The following is a 19519-nucleotide window of genomic DNA, read 5'->3' as shown; positions in this document are numbered from 1 at the left end:
GGCCTACTTTCTGGAGTGGCCACCCACGGCGGGTGCCGTGTCCCGGGGAACCCCGGTGGCACGGCGCCCGTTCTGCGGCGGCGGCGGGCCGGCCGGGACGGTCAGCACGAACACCGAACCGTGCGGCTCGCGCGGCAGGTAACTCACGGCGATCCCGCTGGCGTCGGCGAGCTGCCGGACGAAGTGCAGGCCCAGCCCGGTGCCGGGCTTCGCGGTGGCGATGCCGGTGCCGGCCCGGGTGAACCTGTCGAACAGGTGCGGCACGAACTCCTCCGGTACGCCCTCGCCGTGATCGCTCACCCGGATCTCGACGGTACGCAGGAAGCGCACCACGGAGATCTCGAACGGCGGCTTGCCGTACTTGACGGCGTTGCTGATCAGGTTGCCGAGCATCAGCTGCAGGTGGACCGGGTCGGCGAAGGCGAGTGCCTCGTCCGGTGCGGTCACCGTGAGCACCGTCTCGGAGGCGTTGACGGCCTGGCGTACAGCGTCGTGCAGGTCCAGCCGCACCGGGCGGGCGGCGATCGCACCGGCGTCCAGCTGGGCGAGCGTGAGGATCTCGGTGACGATGTGGTCGGCGCGGTGCCCGGCGGCCGTCATCCGGTGGACGTACCGCTGCTTCACCTCGTCGTCCATGTCCTTCCAGCCCTCCAGGAGCATCTCCCCCCGGCTGACCACGCCGGTCAGCGGCTGCCGCACGTCGTGGGTGAGCATCGCGATGAAGTCGCCCATCTGGTTGTTGGCCTGCTGCAGCTGGTCGGCGCGCTCGGCCAGCTCGGCCTCGTGCTGCACGCGGGCCCGCTCCAGGCTGCGGCGGGCGGTGACGTCGGTGGCCTGCACCGCGAAATACTGCGGGCGGTGGTGCTCGTCGCGCAGCAGGATGGCGGTCACCGAGACCAGCACGGTGTATCCGTCGGCGTGCAGGTACCGCTTCTCGACGGTGAAGCCGTCGTTCCGCTCCTCCAGGCAGGCCCGGATCTCGGCCTCGCACCGCTCCCGGTCGTCGGGATGGGTGAACGTCGTGTACAAACGCCCGAGCAGGCTCTCCTCCGAGAGGCCCAGCATCTGGCACAGCGCGACGTTCACCCGCAGCATGCGGCCCTGCGGGTCGGCCAGCATCATCCCGCTGGCGGAGTTGTCGAACACCCGGCGGAAGCGCTCCTCGCTGATCTGCAGCTCCCGGCGGTTGCCCCGGGCCCGGCCGGCGACGGCGACCACGAGCAGTCCCACCGCGGCGGCCGCGACGAGAGCCGCCCGGCCGCCGATCTCGTTGCCGGAGACCGGCGCGTACAGCACGTCCTCCTCGACGGCGGCGGAGAGCCGCCACGGCGTACCCGGGATGGTGTGCGACGCGTAGTGCCAGCTCTCGCCGGCGTGCGCGTACCGGCCGTGTTCCGCGAGGCTCAGGGCGTGGGCGAGGTCGGCGTCCTGCGTGTTGAGCATCGGCAGCGAACCGGGGTGGTCCTGGTTGGCCGCGACGATCACCCCGGTCTCGTCCACCAGTTGCAGCCGCACCCCGTCGATCGAGATCGCGCTCGCCAGGTACGACCCGAGCGGGCTCTTCTTGATCTGCACCGCGCCGGAGAACACCCGCCGCCCCTGCGGGGTCTGGAACGGCACCGCGAACCCGACCACCGGCACCCCCTCGGCGGCCGACGGGACGACTGGTGACACCGCGGGGCGGCCCTCGACGGCGGCCACGCGCAGATGCGGGTAGTTGTCGGCCAGGCGCCGCCCCACCAGACCCGGATTGGTCGGCGCGACGTGCAGGACCACGCCCTGCTCGTCGAGCAGCAGCGCAGCCGGATAGCCGAACGCGTTGACCGAGCGGAGGAAATCCCGCTCGTCGACGACCGGCTCGGTGAGGAACGCCTCGGCCTGCACCCGCTCGCGCTCGAGGAGGTCGGTGACGTAACTGGTGACGAACTCCGCCACCAGCTGCACCCGCAGGTCGAACCGCTGGGCGAGGGTCTCCCGCCCGTTGCGTTCCAGCAGGGAGAGGCCGGTGGCACCGGCCAGGGTGAGTACGAGCCAGACGACCAGGGGCGTGGCGGCGAACCGCCAGACCGCTGTCCTTCCGAGCCCGGAAAGTCGCACAACATACTATGGCAAACCGGTCACCACCCCGGCCCCCCGAACGGGTGTTTCGCAACTGTGCGTGACCTTTCGAGGCCGAAATTGGAGTGAACCGGCCACGCTGCCCGGGCGTATCCACTGTTGCCGGGGTCACACCCCGCCTCTGAAGGAGGAAACATGACGGTCCGGGAGCTGCACCGCCAGGAGGCGCAACACCACTCGGGCGCCATCCTGCGCGGTCACGGACGCTTCGCCCGCCAGTTCGAACTTGACGGCCACGTGCTCACCCTGGGTGTCGAGCCAGGTGTGCGTGGCGGCCTGTACTACCTACCCAGTACGCCCAGCTGGGACGACGGCACACCGGTCCCGCGGGACGTCGTGACGACGATGCAGCCGATCATCGAAGAGGTCGAGCGTTTCTGGGGCACGTGGCCCGAGTTCCGCGCCATCCTCTAACTCCAAACTCCAGCTGGCACTCAGCGGCGCCTCTGGGCCCGAAAGGCACCCCTCACGCCCAGCCGAGTCCCCCAGCTGGCGCTCAGCGGGGCCTCTGGGCCCGAAAGGCACCCCTCACGCCCAGCCGAGTCCCCCAGCTGGCACTCAGCGGGGTCTCACGGGCCGAAAGGCACCCCTCACGCCCAGCCGGGCGGCTAGGGGCGCCGGGTTGTGGTCACCACTCGCATCACGATGCCGGTCAGGGTGATGGCGGCGCCGGCGACAAGCAGCCAGACGATCGACATGCCGGTGGTGGGCAGGTCGGGTCCGCTGTCCTCGGGCTCCGCACCGGCCTTCACCTCGAGGCTGAGCGAGAGTGGCCGCCCGGCGGCGTCGACACCGCTGGCGATGATCGTGTGGTCACCGGTGGCACCGGCCGGGACGGTGACCGGGATGCTGACGACCCCCTCGGCGTCCGCGACACCGCTGCCCAGGCCCATCGGCGTGGAGTAGAACGTCACGGTGACCGTCGAGTGCGCGGCGAAGCCCTCACCGACGATGGTCAGGTCCTGGCCGGCTTCGACGGTGTCGACGTCACCCGCGTCGGTGGTCAGCGATCCGCTGGTGTCCGGCGGCGTGGTGGTCAGCGGCGGCGACAGCGGGGTGACCTCCAGGCTCGGGCCGGACGCGGCCGACTCACCGCCCGCGACCTCGGTGACGACGGTGACCGTGTACGCGGTGCCGGCCTGCGCACCGAGCACGCAGCTCGTACCCGTGGTGGAGCAGGTGGCCGGTCCCGGCGAGGCGATCGCCCGGTAACCGGTGACGCCCCTGGCATCGGCCGGCGGGGTCCAGGAGACCGTGATGGACGAGGTGCCCGCCTCGGCGACGACCTCTGTCGGTGCCGCCGGAACTCCGGCGGACGGACTCGGCGCCGGCCGGGTGGGACTGGTGGTCGGGTTCGCGGTCGGGCTGGTGCTCGGCGGCGCGGTCGGGGACGGGCTCCCGGCCGGGCTGGGACTCACACTCGGGCTGGGACTGACGCTCGGGCTCGCGCTGGGGCTGGGGCTCGGGCCGGGCGGCGCGGCGGGCGTGATCGTCGTGGACGCGGACGGGCCGGCGCCGACAGCGTTGCTCGCGCGCAGGAGCAGCGTGGTGGCGACCCCGTTGGTCAGTCCGGCCACCCGGCCGGTGAGCAGGTTGCCGTCGGGTGTAGGGGTGACAGTGGTCCAGGTGGCACCGTTGTCCCTGCTCACCTCGTACCCGGTGATCGGCGTGCCGCCGGTGCTCGACGGCGCCCGGAACGAGAAGGTGGCAGCCCGGTCGGCCGCCGAGGCGGTGAACGCTCCGGGCGCGGCCGGCGGCCCCAGCGGGGTGACGGTGTCGGAGTTGCTCGCCGCCCCGGGCCCAGCCGCGCTGACCGCCCGCACCCGCACCGTGTAGGTGGTTCCGTTCGCCAGCGAACCCGCCGTTCCGGTACGGGTCGTCGCGCCGCCACCGGTCGCCGCGGTCGGCAGGGGACCCCACGTGTTGCCGTCGTCGGCGGACACCTCGTACGAGGTCACCGGCGCTCCCACGGGATCGGCCGGCGGCTGGAACACGAGCACCACACTGCTCACCGCGGACTGCGCGGCCAGACCGGTCGGCGCGGCCGGGACGACGACGGGCACGACCGTGTCCGACGCGCTCTGCGCTCCGTGACCGGCACTGTTCACCGCGCGGACCCGGATCAGGTACGCCTGCCCGTTCGTCAGCGAACCGACCGTGCCGGTCAGCGAGGTGGCCCCACCCCCGGTCGGCGCCGTCGGCAGTGTGGTCCAGTTCGTGCCGTCGTTCGTGGACACCTCGTACGACGTGATCGCCGCGCCGCCGTTGCCGGCCGGTGGCTCGAAGACGAGGCTCGCGGACTGGTCGCCCGGCGCCGCGTCCAGGGCGGTCGGCGCGCCCGGAACCGTTGCGGGCACGACCGTGTCCGTGTCCGCGGTGCTCGGCCCGACACCGTTACGGGCGCGAACGCTGATCGTGTACGCCTGCCCGTTGACCAGCGGGCCGGACGTGGCGTCCAGCGTGGTGGCCCCGCCGCCGGTCGGCGTGGCCGTCAGGGTGGCCCAGTTGGTGCCGTCGAGCGAGATCTCGTACGAGGTGATCGTGTCCCCGCCGTCCGAGGCCGGCGGCTCGAACCGCAGGGCGGCCTGGGCGTTCCCGGAGGTGGCGGTGAGCGCGGTCGGCGGGTCCGGCACCCGCGCCGGAGTCACCGTGTCGGTGGCGGCCGGCCCGGCGCCGCTGCTGTTGCGGGCGCGCAGCTGGATCGAGTACTGCGTGCCGTTGGTCAGCGGGCTGACGTCGGCCTCGAGCGTCGTGGCGCCACCGCCCGTCGGCGTGGTCGCCACACCGGTCCACGAGATGCCGTTCAGGGAGTACTCGTAGCTGCTGATCGGCACCCCACCGGTGATCATCGGCGGTTCGAAGACCAGGTGCGCGGCCTGATCCGCCCGCGACGCCACCAGCGACGTGGGTGCGCCCGGCAGCCCCGCCGGCACCACCGTGTCGGCAGCCTCCAGCCCGAAGCTGAGGCTGTTGACCGCCCGGACGGCGATCGTGTAGTTCACCCCGTTGACCAGCGACCCGACCACGCCCTCGATCGTCGTCGCCCCGCCGCCGGTGGGATTGACCGTCAGCGGAACCCAGCTGGTCCCGTTGTCGATCGACGTCTCGTAGGTGAGGGTGCCGCCGCCGGTGGAGGCCGGTTCGAACACCAGGGTGACCTGCTGGTCACCGGGCTGGACCACGAGCTGCCCGGGCCGGCCAGGCAGGTCCGGCAACGGCGTGACGGTCTCGACATCGGGCGTTCCGCCGCCCACGGCGTTGACCGCCCGCACCGAGAACGTGTTGAGCAGGTCGTTGGTCAGGCCGGTGACGACCGCGTCGAAGGTGCCGTTGTTGTTGTCGACGACCGGGAGTGTGGACCAGCTGGTCTCGCCATCGGTCGACTGCTCCCAGCGGATCACCGGACTGCCGCCGTCACCGCCCGGCGCGAAGGTGATGCCGGCCGAGCCATTACCGGCGCTGACGTTCAGAATCGCCGGGGCCGACGGCGCGAACGCCGCGAAGGGTGTCACCGCCGACGAGGCGGCACTGTCGACGGACCGCCCGGTGTCGTTGCCGGTGTTCGAGGCGGTCACCTTGAACGTGTACGGAACCCCGTTGGTCAGCCCGGTGACGGTGCACGAGGAACCGCCGGGCGAGGTGCACCGCAGGCCACTCGGGCTGGACGTCACCGTGTACCAGTTGATCGCCGGCCCGCCGTTGCCGGTCGCCCCGGACCAGGACACCGTCGCTGTCGTGTTCCCGGCGACCGCGCTCACGGTGGCCGGCGGCTCCGGCACCGTTCGCATGGTCAGCATGCCGGTGCTGCCGACATTGCTCAGCACCGCGGGGCTGGAACCGCCATTGGCCCGCAGGAGGTCACCCGACAAGCTGTCGCTGATATAGACCTCCCCGTCGTGCACCGCTACGCCGAAGGGCATGACTCCGGTCGCCACGCTCGTTCGCACACCGCCGGGCGTGAATTTCTCAACCACCATCGAGTCGGCCGCGGCCACGTACACATTCCCGGCCGCATCCACCGCGATGTCCTGAGGCGCGCCGATGCCGGTGCTGGCGACGAGCGCCTGAACGCCGCCGGCCAGCTTGAAGAGCCTTCCGAGGCCCACGTTGGGGAAATCGATCACGTACACGGTCCCGTCCGGGGCGACGGCCACCGCCTGCGGATTCGTCAGGCCGGTGAACCCGACCACGGACTGTGTGCCACCGGCTGTCCGCTTCACCACCCGGTTGTTCGACGCGTCGGCGACATACAGTGCGCCCGAGCTGTCGAGCGCCAGCCCCACGGGAACGTTGAGCCCCGTGAAGGAGACGCCGGCGGAACTGCCGTCCGGGGCATACCGGATGACCTCGTTCGTCGACGGAGAGCTGGAATACACGTACCCGTCGCCGGAGACCGCGACTCCGTACGGGGGCGACGTGTTGCTGCCCAGCGTTGTCTCCGTGCCGTCCGGGGCGATCCGGTGAATCTTCGAGTCATCGAACGAGGTCACCCAGATCGCGGTGGCGGGCAGCGAACCCGTGAACGCGGCCGCCGGCCCGGTGACACCGACCAGGGTCGACAATCCGATCAGTCCCGTGGCCAGCACTCCAGCCACGACCCGGCGTACCCGATTCCCCGACATCCGCGCTCATCCCCCACGAGAAACAGAGCGCGAACTCGGCAACGGATCATGCGCCCTCGCCTCACTATGTAGCCCAAAAGAGGTAAGAGCGGGTGATTAGCCCGAATACGGACGCCCTGGCCCATCAGGGCCAGGGCGTCCGGAGCGTGGACCTCAGAGCGTCAGATCGCTCCCCACAGCGCCGGCACGACCGGTGGCTCCCAGCCCACCAGCGAGGTGTGCGCCTGGATGCACCGGTACCGCGTGCCGTTGTAGGTCACCACGGCCCCGGTCGCATACGACGTGTTCGGCGCCCAGGTCGTGGCCCCCGGCGGCGTCGTGGTCGGCGGCGTGGTGGCGGGCGGCGTCGTCGGCCGGGTAGTGGGCGGAGTGGTCGGCGGCGTAGTGGGAGGCGTAGTGGTGGGAGGCGTAGTGGTGGGAGGCGTAGTCGCCGGGGGCACCGTGCCGCCGCCGGACGCGTTACCACCGGACCAGTTCGTCGCACCGCTGGCCACCGTCTTGCCCGCCGGCACACTCAGCGTGCGCCCGTCGGTGAACGTCACGGTCAGCGCCGTGTTCGTGATGTTCGAGGCGACATACGTCCTCGCCCCGTTGCGGCTGAACACCTTGGCCAGCGGATGGTTGGCGCCGACGGAGGCGTCGACCTGACCGAGCGCCTGGAGGTTGCGGATCCAGTGGAACGTGTGCGCCCGGCTCTCCCCCTCCTCCGGCGTGTACGAACCGGCCGCGCGCCACTTGGCCATGGCCGCGTCCGGGTCGCCGAGGGCGAGGTACTGCCAGAGCATGTCGCGCCAGGCCACCGGCTCGCCGCCCTTGTTACGCACCATCTCCGCGTAGGTGTTGCGCACCGCCGCCGGGTATTCGCCGAGGTAGAGCTGGCCGCCGGTCATCGGGAGCATGTTGATCCCGACCACCATCTCGTGCTCGCCGGAGAACCAGGTCGCGTACGCCCCGCCCGAGCCCCACACGATCGCCGTGTAGTTGTGACCCCAGTTCGACGGGAAGTTCTCGTTGCGCACGTCGAACCAGTACTCGTTGATCGCGGCCGCCTGCGTCGTGTGCAGCCAGATGCCGGCGTCCCGGATCGCGGTGTTGCCGGTCGCCTGCCCCCACTGGATCAGCGCGTTGGCGAAGTTCTGCCCCTCCGAGGAGGACTCTTGGTTGTTGCCCGCGCCGAAGGCACCGTGCCCGGACGCCCAGTCGTGGCCCGCGTAGATGTCGAAGTCCCGCAGGTACGGAAAGCGCGTGTCGCTGCGGTCGTAGTTGTTCGCGTCGCGGATCAGCAGGTCGACCATGCCGCCGTACCGGGAGCCGGTCGCCCAGGCGGGGTCGAATTTCGCCAGCGTGGCCGCCGCGGCGACGAAATAGCCGTAGTGGAAGTGGTGGTCGTTGAGGTCCTCGTCGGACGCGTACGACGCGGGGTAGCCGATCAGCGTGCCCCAGTTGCGGTCGTAGTAGAAGACGCGCTGGGTCTTGCCGGGTGACGCGGTGAACCAGTCGGTGAGCCGGGTCCGGATCACGTTCAGCGCGGAGTCGCGGACGCCGGTGAGGTTGAGCTGATCGGCGATCTCCGCGATCCGGGCGGCACGGCCGAGGCCCTTGCCCGTCCAGTAGGTGTCGTTGCCGCGGAAGTCGGCGGGGTTGTTGAGCTCGTTGTTCAGCAGGGTGGTGATCTGCGCCAGGTCGGCGCCACTGGAGTCGCCGGCGGCCGGCAGCTCGGGGAGCACGCCGGAATACCGCATGGTCGTCTGGAACTGCTCACCCGTGAGGATCTTCATCGCTCCGCGAGGAGAGACATAGGTACGCGACAGCGGCGCCGACCCGGTCAGATAGCGCCACTGGTGCGGGTAGAGCGCGATGACCGCACCCGGGGTGCCGCCGCCCAGGTTCTGCGTGGTGACCCGGTAGGTCGTGGTGACGGTCCCGTTGGCGGCGTTGTAGGAGTACTGCATCCGCGTACCGGTGACGTGGTTGTGTGCGAACTGCCCGAAGGTGTCGGCGAGAGCGATCTTGTCGGCGGTGCTCGCGCTCGACAGGGTCGGCAGCACGCTGACCGAGAAGTATCCCTGGCCGTTCAGGCCGGAGCGCAGCGTGTTGCCGGATTGGGTCCAGCTCGATCCGGCCGGCCCGTAGGCCACGTAGTCGTGACCGCCGATCGAGAAGCCGATCCGGCCGCCGGTGTTCTGCCAGACGGACGGCGGCCCGGTGATGGAGAGCTGCGCGTCGCCACCGGTGATGCGGTAGAACGAGGTCGGCAGGCCGTGGCCGATCGTCGCCTTCATGGTCCGGGTGCCGTCGCTCCACGACGGGGTGACGGTCCAGTCGCTCCAGCCGTCGACGAGCGCGCGCGGCGCGTTGAGCCCGGCGACACCCACCACGACGTGCTGCGCGTACGGGTAGTGGTACTCACCGAGGCCCGTCGCGCTCCCGCTGATCGCGGCATCGGTCTGGTACGACAGGCCGAGCCCGCCGGCGATCGGCCGGTAGGACGCGGGCCCCGCGAACAGCGCCTGCGAGAAGTTGCAGTCGTCGCCCTTCTTGAACAGCAGCGACGACCACCAGTCGTTGGTAGGCACCGCTCCGGCGGGCGCGTTCGCGGTGACGAACTGACGTGGGTTCGTGGAGATGGTGCCGCAGCCGGCCGGCAGCTTCGCACCGGCGGGCAGCGTTTCGGTATAACTGCCGGCGCCGACCGTTGCGGCCTGCGCGGTGGAGGTCAGCGTGACAGCCAGGACACCGGAGCCGACGGCGAGCGCGGCAACGAAACCCAGGGTGACCAGGCGTGATCGGGGATGCATGGTGCCTCCGTTGAGGGAGCGGGGGCTGTGAGAGCGCTCTCACACTACCTCAACAGTTAAGAATGTGAATAGTTTCGATAAGGCCGATCAACGCCCGCAAACGGTGACCACTCCCGTCAGGCGACGAGCGCCCACACGGCACCGCCACGCCTCGCCCGGTAGGTGTCACCGACGATCTCGAGAGCCCACCGCATGCGCGGCGCCGCCACTTCGGGATGGTCACCGTATTCGGCGGCGACGTCGGCGGCACAACCGCGCACGCCGCCGTGTGACCGCACCGCGAAGCGGATCGCCTCGTCGACGACACCCTCCTCGGGGCGGCTGCCGGTGGACAGGTGGCTGGTGAACAGGGCTTCCGCCCGCGCGGCGGTCAGCATGGCAGTCATCGTGATCTCCTCCTTCGTGTGACGCTTCCGATGGTGACGCTTCCAATGGTTGGACCGGCCGGCCGTACTGAACTCATCGCCGAAACTAGCCCTGGGGTACGACACTTTTTCCGGGATTCGCGGCCGGCCGCCGCGCGGATGGTGACGGATTTCCGCGGCCACCGGACCGATGACACGAACGTCCGGACAGGACGACCGCGCGGCCGGCGACCGAGGTGAGCTCCCCCCGCTCGATACCCGGTCCGGCACCGATGCCAACCAGGCGTTTTCTGAAGATATAGCGACTTCGGCACCGGCCGCTGCCCGGTGGACGACAGTGCGGAACGCCGGGTAGCCTGTGGAAGCAATACAGTTGTATTGCAAAAGCTGAGGAGGCCCGGGATGCCGGTCGTACCACTCTCACAAGCCGGCCCGATCGACCTGGTCGGGGGCAAGGCGGCGGCCCTCGGCGAGCTGATCCGCGGCGGCGAGCGGGTCCCGGACGGCTTCGTCGTCACCACTGACGCGTTCCGGACCGGCACCCTGCCCGAAACCGACATCACCGGCGCCTACCGCGCGATGGGCGGCGGCCCGGTGGCGGTCCGCTCCAGCGCCACCGCCGAGGATCTCCCCGGCACCAGCTTCGCCGGGCAGCACGAGACGTTCCTCGAGGTCGACGGCCCCGCCAACCTCCTCGCCGCCGTCGCGAAGTGCTGGGAGTCCCTGACCTCCGGCCGAGCCGAGGCGTACCGGTCGGCGCACGACCTCACCGGCACCGACGTGGCGATGGCCGTGATCGTCCAGCGCATGGTCGGCGCCGCCACCGCCGGCGTGCTCTTCACCGCCAACCCGCTGACCGGCCGCCGCACCGAGATGCTCGTCGACGCGGTCCCCGGCCCCGGCACCGGCGTCGTCGACGGCACCGCCGACGCCGACCATTACGTCCTGAACGAAACCCTGAACGGCACCGGCGGATGTTTGACCCCAGCCCAACTCGCCGAACTGCGCGTCACCGGAGAACGCCTCCAGACAGCAGCCGGGTCACCGCGGGACATCGAATGGGCCTACGACACCGACGGCACCCTCTGGCTGCTGCAATCCCGGCCGATCACCACGCTCTTCCCCCTGCCGCCCGCCACCGGCGGCACACTCCCCCGGGTCTACTTCGAGTTCGGGCACGTCCAGGGCATGCTCCAGCCGGTCACCCCGATGGGCATGGCGGGCCTCAAACAGGTGATCGCCGGGATGACTGCGGCGCTCGGCCTGCGAGCCGAGATCGTCGACATCGGCGGCCGGCTCTACGGCGATCTCTCGGATCCCGCCCGCCACCCCACCGCCCGCAAACGCCTGGTCAAGCTGATGGCTGTCGACTTCGGACCGCGCGCCCAGGCCGCCATGGAGCACATCCTCGGCGACGCGCGCTTCGCTCCGGCAAAGCCGGATTCGCGGGCCGGGGCCGACTCCTCCGCACTGCGTACCGCCGGTCGCGCGCTCTCCGGGATCACTCGTGCGCTGATGCGCCCCGACACCGCCCGGCAACGCCTTCAGGCCGCCGCCGAAAGGCTCAGGTCAACCGCCGCCGCTCCGCCCGATCTTCAGTCGGCAGATCAAAGACTCTCTTTCGTACGGTCGAACGACTCCACCGGCGCCGCGGACGACCTGACCTGGCCCATCGTCGCCGGAATGCTCGCCGCCTCCCTCCCCGGCCCCCTGCTCAAGGGCCTCGCCGAGCCCGACGAGATCCACACCATCCTCGGCGGCCTCCCCGGCAACGTCACCATCGAGATGGACCTGGCTCTGTGGCGCCTGGCCCGCGACGCCGGCGACCACCGCGACCTGCTCCTGAACACCCCACCGCCCGAACTCGCCACCCGCTATCTACGCGGCGAACTCCCCGATCTCGGACTTGCCGCGTTCCTCGAAACCTACGGCCATCGCGGCCCCGCCGAGGCGGACCTCGGCGTGCCACGGTGGGCCGAGAACCCGGCCGGTGTCTTCGCCGCCATCGCGAACTACCTGCGCCTGACCGACACTGATCAGGCACCGGACGCGCGCTTCTCCCGTACCGAAGAAACAGCGGAAGCTACGCTCGCAGCTCTCACCCGCAGGGTCCGCCGGCGCAGGCCCGTGCGCGGCAGCCTGGCCGTGTTCCTCCTGCGCCGCGCCCGCGCCCTGACCGGCCTGCGCGAGACCGGCAAGTTCGCGGGCCTGTACCACCTGCGCGCGGTCCGCGAGCAACTCCTCCTGGTGGGCGCCGAGCTGACCGATAATGGCTTGCTCGACAAGCCGGACGACATCATGTTCCTGAACCTCGACGAGGCCGACGCCGCCGTCCATCACGCGGTCGACCAGCGTGAGTTGGTGGCGCAGCGCCGCGCCCTGCACCGAGCCGAGTCCCGCCGCCGCCACGTCCCGGTCGCCCTGCTCTCCGACGGCACCGACCTCGAGACCCTCCTGCCCGCCGCCACCTCCTCGGGTGACGCCGGCGTCTCGGGTGACGTGCTGCGCGGCGTGGGCGCCTCGCCCGGCCGAGTGACCGGCCCGGCGCGGATCATTCACGACCCCGCGACCGCCCACATCGAACCCGGCGACATCCTCGTCGTCTCCACCACCGACCCGGCGTGGACACCGCTCTTCCTCACCGCGGCCGCCCTGGTCAGCGAAACCGGCGCCATCATGGCCCACGGCCCTACTGTCGCCCGCGAATACGGCCTGCCCGCGGTCATCAGCGTCCCCGCCGCGACCAGCCTGCTCTCCCCCGGCCAGCAGATCACGGTCGACGGCTCCACCGGCACCGTCACCTCTGCACCCGCTCCCGCCCCCGCCTCTGCCCCCGCTCCCGCCTCTGCCCCCGCTCCCGCCTCTGCCCCCGCTCCCGCCTCAGCTCCAGCTCTGGGCGATGACGGACTGGCCGGACCCGGCACCCCCTCGGCGTCGTGAAAGCATCGCGGCATGCCCAGGAAGGTCGACCGCCAGGAGCGGCGAACACAGATCGCGGACGCACTGATGCGGGTAGCCGCCGAGCAGGGCCTGGAAGCAGTCAGCCTCCGCCACGTAGCAGCCGAGGCCGGGGTGTCAGCCGGAATGGTGCAGCACTATTTCCGCACCAAGGACGAGATGATGCGGTTCGCCCTCGACGTGGTACGTGACCGCGGCGAAGCCCGGGTGACCGCCGCAATAGAAGCGCTCGGCCCGACCCCGCCCCCTCGCCTCCTCCTGCGCACCCTCCTCACCGCCCTGCTCCCCCTCGACGAGGAGTCCCGAGCCGACGGCCGCGTCGCCCTCGCCTTCCTCGCCTACACCGCGGTCCGCCCCGCCACCGCACCCGCCCTCCGCGAGGGAACCGCCCAGATGGTCGCCTTCATCACCACCCTCCTCCCCACCACCGACAAAACCCGTGCCGCCGGCCTGCTCGCCCTGATGGAGGGCCTCGGCATGTACCTCCTGGGCGGCCAGTACACCGACGACCAAGCCCTGACCGCCCTCGACACCCACCTGAACCTCCTCTTCCCCTGACCTCCCCGCGCCCAGCCGGCGAAAACCCAACCAGCTGGGCCCCAGCGACGCCGAAACGCGCGAAACACCCCGCCCACGCCCAGCCCAGCCAACCGGCTGGGCCCCAGCGACGCCGAAACGCGCGAAACACCCCGCCCACGCCCAGCCGGGCGAACCGGCTGGGCCCCAGCGGTGTCGGGACGCGCGAAACACCCCGCTCACGCCCAGCCGCACGGATCCGGCTGGGCGTGAGGGGACCGGTGGCAGCGCCGAGACGAGCCAGGGCGGGCGGGGAGGATCGGGGGCGGGTGGGCGTACAGGAAAGGGTTAGTGGTCTTGGGGCAGGTCGCGGGACGTCGTCGCCCAGGTCTGGTTCGGGGTGCTGGCGAGGGTGAAGCTCACCGTCCCTCCTCGCTGGACGAACGACTCAGGCAGCCACGACCGGCTCAGCGGCGCGCCGTTCAGGCGCACCGACCGCACATAGGTATCCGTGCTGTCCGCCACCACCGTCAACGTCACACCGTTGCTGCGCCGCAGCGAGACGCGGGTGAAGACCGGGCTGCCCAGCAGCATCTCGGCACGGCCCGGTACCTGCGGGAACATGCCCATGGCAGCGAAGACGTACCAGGCGCTCATGGTGCCGAGATCGTCGTTGCCGGGGAGTCCGCCCGGTCCGGTGCCGTAGACCGTGTCGACGAGCCCGCGCACCGTCTCCTGTGTCCGGAACGGCTTACCGAGGGCGTTGTAGAGCCACGGCGCGTGGATGCCCGGCTCGTTCGTCGGGTCGTATCCGCTGGTGAAGAACCCGTCGAGGCGGGTCGCGGCTGCTTCGCGACCGCCCATCAGCGTGGCGAGGCCGGAGACGTCCTGCGGGACCATCCAGGTGTAGGTGGCGCTGGAACCCTGCGAGAAACCCACGTCGGTCGACGGGGTGAAGCCGGGCTGCCAGCTGCCGTCGGCCTTGCGGGCGGCCTGGTAGCCGACAGCCGGGTTGAAGGTGTTCTTCCAATAGTCGCCGCGGGGCAGGAGCTGCCGGTAGAGGCCGGTCCGCCCGGCCCGCTGTGCCCACATGGCCAGGGAGAAGTCGGCCAGGGAGTTCTCCAGGGTTTCGGCGGTGCCGCCCCAGCAGTGGCAGATGTCGTTGGCGGCGTACTTCAGTGCCAGGTAGGTGTCGAGGGTGGGCCGCTGGCCTTTGCACTGGCCGGGGCAGCCGGCGTCGGAGAGTGCCTCCGGGTTCTGCACGGTCGCCTGTTTCACCAGCGAGTCGAGGGCGGCTGCGGTGTCGAAGTTGCGGACGCCCATGGCGTACCAGGTGGCGAGGGTGGGCGCGGCCGGGTCGCCGGTCATCACGTGGGTGGGTGCGCCGAGGTGCAGCCAGCGGTCCCAGATGCCGTTGTTCTGCGCGGCGAAGTCGGTCATCGAGGTGGCCATGTCGCCGGCGACGTCGGGGCGCAGCAGGCCGAGCAGCTGGATCTGCGCGCGGTACTGGTCCCAGCCGGAGAACGTGCCGTAGGCGGCTTTCTGCCCGGGACGGATCGAGTGGATCCGCATGTCGGCACCGAGGTAGCGGCCGTCCACATCGCTCATGGTCTGCGGCTGCATCAGCGCGTGGTAGACGGCGGTGTAGAACGCCGTGGTGCGGGCACCGGTGCCGCCGGCCACCTGGATCCGGTTCAGCTCGTCGTTCCAGGCGGCACGCCCCTGCAGGGCGACGGCGTCGGCGGTGGTCCCGGCCGGAATCTCCGCGTCGCGGTTGGCGGCGGCGTTCTCCAGGCTGACGTACGAAAGTCCCAGGCGCATCCGTACGGCGTGACCCGGCTCGAAGGACACCCAGCCGCCGGAGCCGCGACCGGCCCGGTTCGCGCCGGTCAGGTAACCCTCGCCGCCGGTGGCCGTGGTGCCGCCCGGGGTGAGGGTGCTGTTCTGCCAGGTCCCGGTGCCGGTGAACGCCTGGTCGAAGACCGCGCTGAAGTGCAGGCGGTAGTAGGAGCGCCGGTTCGGGTTGGTGTCGCCGCCGCCGTTGCCCCGCCGGCCGCAGAACCCGCCGGTCAGGACGGACCCGGTGACGGTACGGGCAGCCGGGTCGATGCTGATCTCGGCGTCCTCGCTGCCGTTCAGCGAGTTCGACGTGCGGAACAGCAGGTTGGCCTCCTTACCGGCCGGGAAGGCGAACTCGCCGACCCCGGCGCGGGTGGTCACCGCCAGGTCGGTGCGCACCCCGTCGTCGAGCGTGACGGTGTACCGGCCGGGCACGGCGGTCTCGCTGGCGTGCGACCAGGTGGACACGTACTTCGCGTCCTTGGTGTCCGCCGTCGGTGAGGAGTCGACGGCACCGGTGAACGGCAGGATCGGTACGTCGCCCGCGGCGCCCGGCGCACATCCGGCGCCGTTGACGTGGGTGAGGCTGAAACCGCGCAACTTGGTGGTGTTGTAGTCGTACCCGTTGGCCGCGGGTGTGTTCGTCTGGTCCCCGCTGGTCGCGGTCGGGCTCCAGGCGATCATCCCGAACGGGCGGGTGGCACCCGGCCAGGTGTTGCCGCCGCGGGCCGTCCCGATGAACGGGTCCACATGGCTGACCGGATCGGTGACCAGCCCCGGCGGCGCGGCGCTCACCGCACCGGCCAGGGTGACCGCCAGGACCGTTCCCATGGCACCGGCCAGGATCGCCTTCATCGACATACGTCTCCCCTTCGCTGATCGGAAGGATTCAATCAGCACCACATGAAGGTTTCCTTACTTGGGCATGATCAGGAGGGTGGGTACGACCGCCGCACCGACGATCGCCGCGCCGACCAGCTGGGCGGTGCCGTAGCCGAGTCCCGCTCCGACGAGGGTCAGGTAGACGGCGACCGAGATGGCACCGCCGATGTGGCTGGTCGACTCGAACAGGGCGGAGGCGATCCCGCGGTCGGCCGGCGCGGCATCACCGACACACTCACGCGTCAGGGCCACGAAGACCGGCCCGGAGCTCAGTCCCCAGAGGATCAGGGCGATCGAGACCAGGACGAGCGACTCCCGGCCGGCCATCGCCACCAGCGCGAGTGTGATCGAGCTGAACGTCAGGCAGCAGGTGACGACCCGGCGTGTGCCGTAGCGGCGCAGCAGTGGGCCCGCCGGTACCGAGCTGACGAACGAGCCCACCAGCAGCGGCGCCAGCATCAGGCCGGCCTGCGCGGCGGAGAGCCCGTGGACGTCCTGCAGGAGCAGGCTGCTGACCACGATGACGGCGCTGTAGGCCGCGCAGTGGGCGAGGAAGGCCACACAGGACGCCACCAGCCGCCGGGAGCGGACGACCGACGGCTTGATCAACGGGTCCGCCACCCGGCGTTCCCGGAACACCAGCGCGGCCAGCAGGACCAGGCCCACGACGACCGGAAGGACCGCGACCGGCCCGAGGCCGCGCTCACCGAGCTGGGTGGCGCCGTAGATGACGCCGAGGATGCCGCCGGTGGCCAGCACCGCCCCGATCAGATCCAGCCGCCGGGGCCGCTCGGCGGCGGGTTCGTCCTTCGGCAGGACCAGCAGGGCCGCCACCCCGGCAAGCACCGCAACCGGTACGACGACGAGGAAGATCCAGCGCCAGCCGAGCGACGAGGTGATCAGCCCGCCGAAGACGGCGCCCGCCACACCCGCGGTGTTACCGGCGGCGGCCACCACGGAGAACACCCGGCTGCGCCAGGGCTCGCCGGGGAACAGGGTGGCGGCCGAGGCCAGCGTCGCCGGGATGGCGAACGCCGCACCCAGGCCCTGGAGCACCCGCCCGGCCAGCAGCGGAGCCGTCGCGGATGCCACGCCGGAGAGCAGGAGACCCGCCGCGGTGACACCGAGGCTGGCCACGATCAGACGGCGGCGGCCCCACAGGTCGCAGACCCGGCCGCCGAGCAGCAGGAAGCCGCCGATGCTCAGCGAGTAGAGGGTCACCACCCACTGGAGGTGCTCGGGCGGCACCGCGAACTCGGCACCGATCGCCGGCAGAGCAGTCGCCACGGCGAGGCTGTCGAACAGCACCAGGAACATGGCACCGGCGAGCACCAGGGCGGCCGGCCAGCTCCGCGTCGTCGTCCGTTCGACAGCGGTGTCCATTGCACCCCGGATCACCGTCTCAGCCCGGTTTAAACCACTCCCGCTCACCGGACCGGGGCCGCGCCTCGCACCGCTGATCGTCGCCGGCGCTGTGACTGACCACGTCGTTGGTCGTGGCGTCGACGGGAATCTTGCTGATCGGCCCGGCCCGCCACCACCGCGACCTCCCGGCGGCTCCGGGCGGCGACCCCCGGCGGGAGGGCGCCGGAGGTAACGGCTGACGGGTGCGGGCGGGGGTTGCAGGGCTAGTAGGCGCGCACACAACGCGTCCGTGCGCTTCTACACGTCCCAGGAGCCGCGCGCCAGATCGCACCCAACGTCAACGTGTGCGTTCGTCGCCCGGCATCGCTGAGGTGAGGCGGTGCAACCGGGGCGCGCGGCGCGCTAGATCCAACGGCCGTTGAGCCACATCCGGTCGAGCCAGCTCTGGTACGGGATCGGGTCGCCCACGAAGATCGGATAGAAGTAGGCGAAGCAGAGGGCGACCATCGCCACGTATATCCCCGCGAACACCACACCCGTCCTGCTCACGCCACCGCCCTCCGGCGGTGTCATGAGGGCGCCGAGGACGTAGACCACGGCGAGGATCAGGAACGGCAGAGCGGGCAGGGCGTAGAACGAGAACATCGTCCGCCCGTCCTTGAGAGCGAAGAAGAACCACGGGAGCAGCCCGGCGACGGCCCCGGTGAAGATGGCGTACGCCCGCCAGTCGCGCCGCGCGACACCGAACCAGATCAGTGCGGCCAGCGCGGGCAGGAACGACCACCACAGCACCGGGGTGCCGAGCAGCAGGATCGTCCGGGCGCACGTGGGCGTGGCGCAGTCCCCGTCGTTCGGGAAGAAGAAGAGGACCGGCCGGCCCAGCAGCAGCCACTGCCAGGGCCACGACTGGTAGTCGTGGTGCTTGGTCAGGCCGCTGTGGAACCCGTACGCGGACTGGTGGTAATGCAGCAGGTTGAGCAGCGCACCCAGCACCGGCGGCTCGCTCAGCCCGTTCTCCGCACGGTAGTGCCGGAAGTAGCCGTGGTTGGTGACCAGCCAGCCGGTCCAGGTGGCGATGTAGAAGACGGCGGACAGCACGAAGCTCAGCAGGCCCCAGCCAAGGTCGCCGGGGAGGAGCGAGCCGCGGATCCCGGCGGAGTGGCGCGCCTGCACCCGCCACGCGATGATCAGCACGGCGAAGAACGGCAGGAAGAACAGCGCGCTCCATTTCACCCCGCAGGCCAGCCCGAAGAGGGCACCGGCCACGAGCAGCCACCACGGCACGATGCGCGGCACCGCCCGGGTGCGGCCCGGGTCGTACCCGTTCTCCAGCGCCCGCAGCAGGCCACGCCGGTAATGATCGCGGTCGATCACCATGGCGGCGAACGAGGCGAGCAGGAACAGCGCGAGGAAGATGTCGAGCAGCGCGGTCCGGGACAGCACCATCTGGAAGCCGTCGAGCGTCATCAGCAGACCGGCCGTGCCGGCCAGGACGATCGAGTGGAACATCCGGTACGCCACGCGGATCAGAATCAGGATCATCAGCGTGCCCGCGATCGCGGCGGGAAGGCGCCAGCCGAGCGGCGTGTTGCCGAACACCGCCTCGCCGAGCGCGATCATCCACTTGCCGAGCGGCGGGTGCACCACGTAGGCCGGGCCGCCGGTCGTCTCCGGGTCCCACTCGACGCCGTACCTCAGCATGTCCCAGGCGTCGGTCGGGTAGTACACCTCGTCGAAGATGTACTTCTTGACGCCGGAGACGCCGTTCAGCCGCAGGATCGCGGCGACCGTCACGATGACCGCGGTGACCAGCCAGGAGTACGGGTTGAACCGGTTGTCCAGCGTCGCGAGCCGCTGCCGGACGACGCCGGGCACCCCGCCGGAACCCGCGGGTTCGGCCGTCGCGGGTTCCCGCGTGGTGAGCTCAGGTTCAGCTGCCGGCGCCGTGATCACCCCGAGATCGTACGGTCAGCGATCCAGGACCGGAACGCGCCCGGACCGCCGCCGTCTCCGGGACAACGGGTATCGCTTTTCGTCTATATAGTCCGTCACAGAT

General features: G+C 70.9%; 10 protein-coding genes. 3 read left to right on the top strand and 7 right to left on the bottom strand.

What is annotated here, in order from left to right:
- Nucleotides 1-3: 3 nt before the first annotated feature.
- On the bottom strand, nucleotides 4-2097 hold the full coding sequence (locus ACFQV6_RS14115; protein ID WP_378027899.1) for a PAS domain S-box protein: 2094 nt from the start codon (nucleotides 2095-2097) through the stop codon (nucleotides 4-6).
- A gap of 156 nt (nucleotides 2098-2253) precedes the next feature.
- Here ACFQV6_RS14115 and ACFQV6_RS14110 point away from each other — a divergent pair, with 156 nt between their 5' ends.
- Nucleotides 2254-2532 (top strand): hypothetical protein, encoded by a 279-nt coding sequence (locus tag ACFQV6_RS14110; protein WP_378027898.1) that lies wholly within the window; start codon nucleotides 2254-2256, stop codon nucleotides 2530-2532.
- Between the two features lie 194 nt (nucleotides 2533-2726).
- On the opposite strand, the gene ACFQV6_RS14105 is transcribed toward ACFQV6_RS14110, so the two are convergent.
- From ACFQV6_RS14105 to ACFQV6_RS14095, 3 genes are all read right to left on the bottom strand, one after another.
- Nucleotides 2727-6740 carry a fibronectin type III domain-containing protein gene (locus tag ACFQV6_RS14105; protein ID WP_378027897.1) on the bottom strand — a complete coding sequence of 1338 codons (4014 nt, stop codon included), beginning with the start codon at nucleotides 6738-6740 and terminating at the stop codon, nucleotides 2727-2729.
- Between the two features lie 161 nt (nucleotides 6741-6901).
- Nucleotides 6902-9538 (bottom strand): glycosyl hydrolase, encoded by a 2637-nt coding sequence (locus ACFQV6_RS14100; RefSeq protein ID WP_378027896.1) that lies wholly within the window; start codon nucleotides 9536-9538, stop codon nucleotides 6902-6904.
- Between the two features lie 116 nt (nucleotides 9539-9654).
- Nucleotides 9655-9924, bottom strand: coding sequence for a hypothetical protein (locus ACFQV6_RS14095; protein ID WP_378027895.1), 270 nt, complete (start codon nucleotides 9922-9924; stop codon nucleotides 9655-9657).
- Nucleotides 9925-10305: 381 nt separating this feature from the next.
- Between ACFQV6_RS14095 and ACFQV6_RS14090 the strand changes: the two genes are divergently transcribed.
- Both ACFQV6_RS14090 and ACFQV6_RS14085 read left to right on the top strand, forming a co-directional pair.
- Nucleotides 10306-12843, top strand: coding sequence for a PEP/pyruvate-binding domain-containing protein (locus ACFQV6_RS14090; protein WP_378027894.1), 2538 nt, complete (start codon nucleotides 10306-10308; stop codon nucleotides 12841-12843).
- A gap of 12 nt (nucleotides 12844-12855) precedes the next feature.
- The gene (locus ACFQV6_RS14085; protein WP_378027893.1) at nucleotides 12856-13419 is read left to right on the top strand and encodes a TetR/AcrR family transcriptional regulator; all 564 of its coding nucleotides are present in this window, start codon (nucleotides 12856-12858) and stop codon (nucleotides 13417-13419) included.
- Between the two features lie 306 nt (nucleotides 13420-13725).
- Here the strand turns inward: ACFQV6_RS14085 and ACFQV6_RS14080 are convergent, their stop codons facing one another.
- The 3 genes from ACFQV6_RS14080 to ACFQV6_RS14070 all read right to left on the bottom strand — a co-directional run bounded on the left by ACFQV6_RS14080 (nucleotide 13726) and on the right by ACFQV6_RS14070 (nucleotide 19416).
- Nucleotides 13726-16077: a GH92 family glycosyl hydrolase gene (locus ACFQV6_RS14080; RefSeq protein ID WP_378027892.1), complete on the bottom strand. Its 2352-nt coding sequence runs from the start codon at nucleotides 16075-16077 to the stop codon at nucleotides 13726-13728.
- 54 nt (nucleotides 16078-16131) lie between these two features.
- Complete coding sequence (locus tag ACFQV6_RS14075) at nucleotides 16132-17481, bottom strand: MFS transporter (protein WP_378027891.1); 1350 nt, start codon at nucleotides 17479-17481, stop codon at nucleotides 16132-16134.
- A 384-nt stretch (nucleotides 17482-17865) separates the two neighbouring features.
- Complete coding sequence (locus ACFQV6_RS14070) at nucleotides 17866-19416, bottom strand: dolichyl-phosphate-mannose--protein mannosyltransferase (protein ID WP_378027890.1); 1551 nt, start codon at nucleotides 19414-19416, stop codon at nucleotides 17866-17868.
- Nucleotides 19417-19519 lie beyond the last annotated feature (103 nt).

Origin of the sequence: Actinoplanes sp. GCM10030250, from assembly GCF_042666575.1 — a bacterium.
In the GTDB taxonomy this organism is placed as follows: Bacteria; Actinomycetota; Actinomycetes; order Mycobacteriales; family Micromonosporaceae; genus Actinoplanes.
This window is presented reverse-complemented; position numbering and strand designations above follow the sequence as displayed.

What these genes read in the sequence shown, in the direction of transcription:
- ACFQV6_RS14110 (WP_378027898.1), top strand. Translation starts at nt 2,254, where the DNA reads ATGACGGTCCGGGAGCTGCACCGCCAGGAGGCGCAACACCACTCGGGC.
- ACFQV6_RS14105 (WP_378027897.1), bottom strand. Translation starts at nt 6,740, where the DNA reads ATGTCGGGGAATCGGGTACGCCGGGTCGTGGCTGGAGTGCTGGCCACG.
- ACFQV6_RS14100 (WP_378027896.1), bottom strand. Translation starts at nt 9,538, where the DNA reads ATGCATCCCCGATCACGCCTGGTCACCCTGGGTTTCGTTGCCGCGCTC.
- ACFQV6_RS14095 (WP_378027895.1), bottom strand. Translation starts at nt 9,924, where the DNA reads ATGACTGCCATGCTGACCGCCGCGCGGGCGGAAGCCCTGTTCACCAGC.
- ACFQV6_RS14090 (WP_378027894.1), top strand. Translation starts at nt 10,306, where the DNA reads ATGCCGGTCGTACCACTCTCACAAGCCGGCCCGATCGACCTGGTCGGG.
- ACFQV6_RS14085 (WP_378027893.1), top strand. Translation starts at nt 12,856, where the DNA reads ATGCCCAGGAAGGTCGACCGCCAGGAGCGGCGAACACAGATCGCGGAC.
- ACFQV6_RS14080 (WP_378027892.1), bottom strand. Translation starts at nt 16,077, where the DNA reads ATGTCGATGAAGGCGATCCTGGCCGGTGCCATGGGAACGGTCCTGGCG.
- ACFQV6_RS14075 (WP_378027891.1), bottom strand. Translation starts at nt 17,481, where the DNA reads ATGGACACCGCTGTCGAACGGACGACGACGCGGAGCTGGCCGGCCGCC.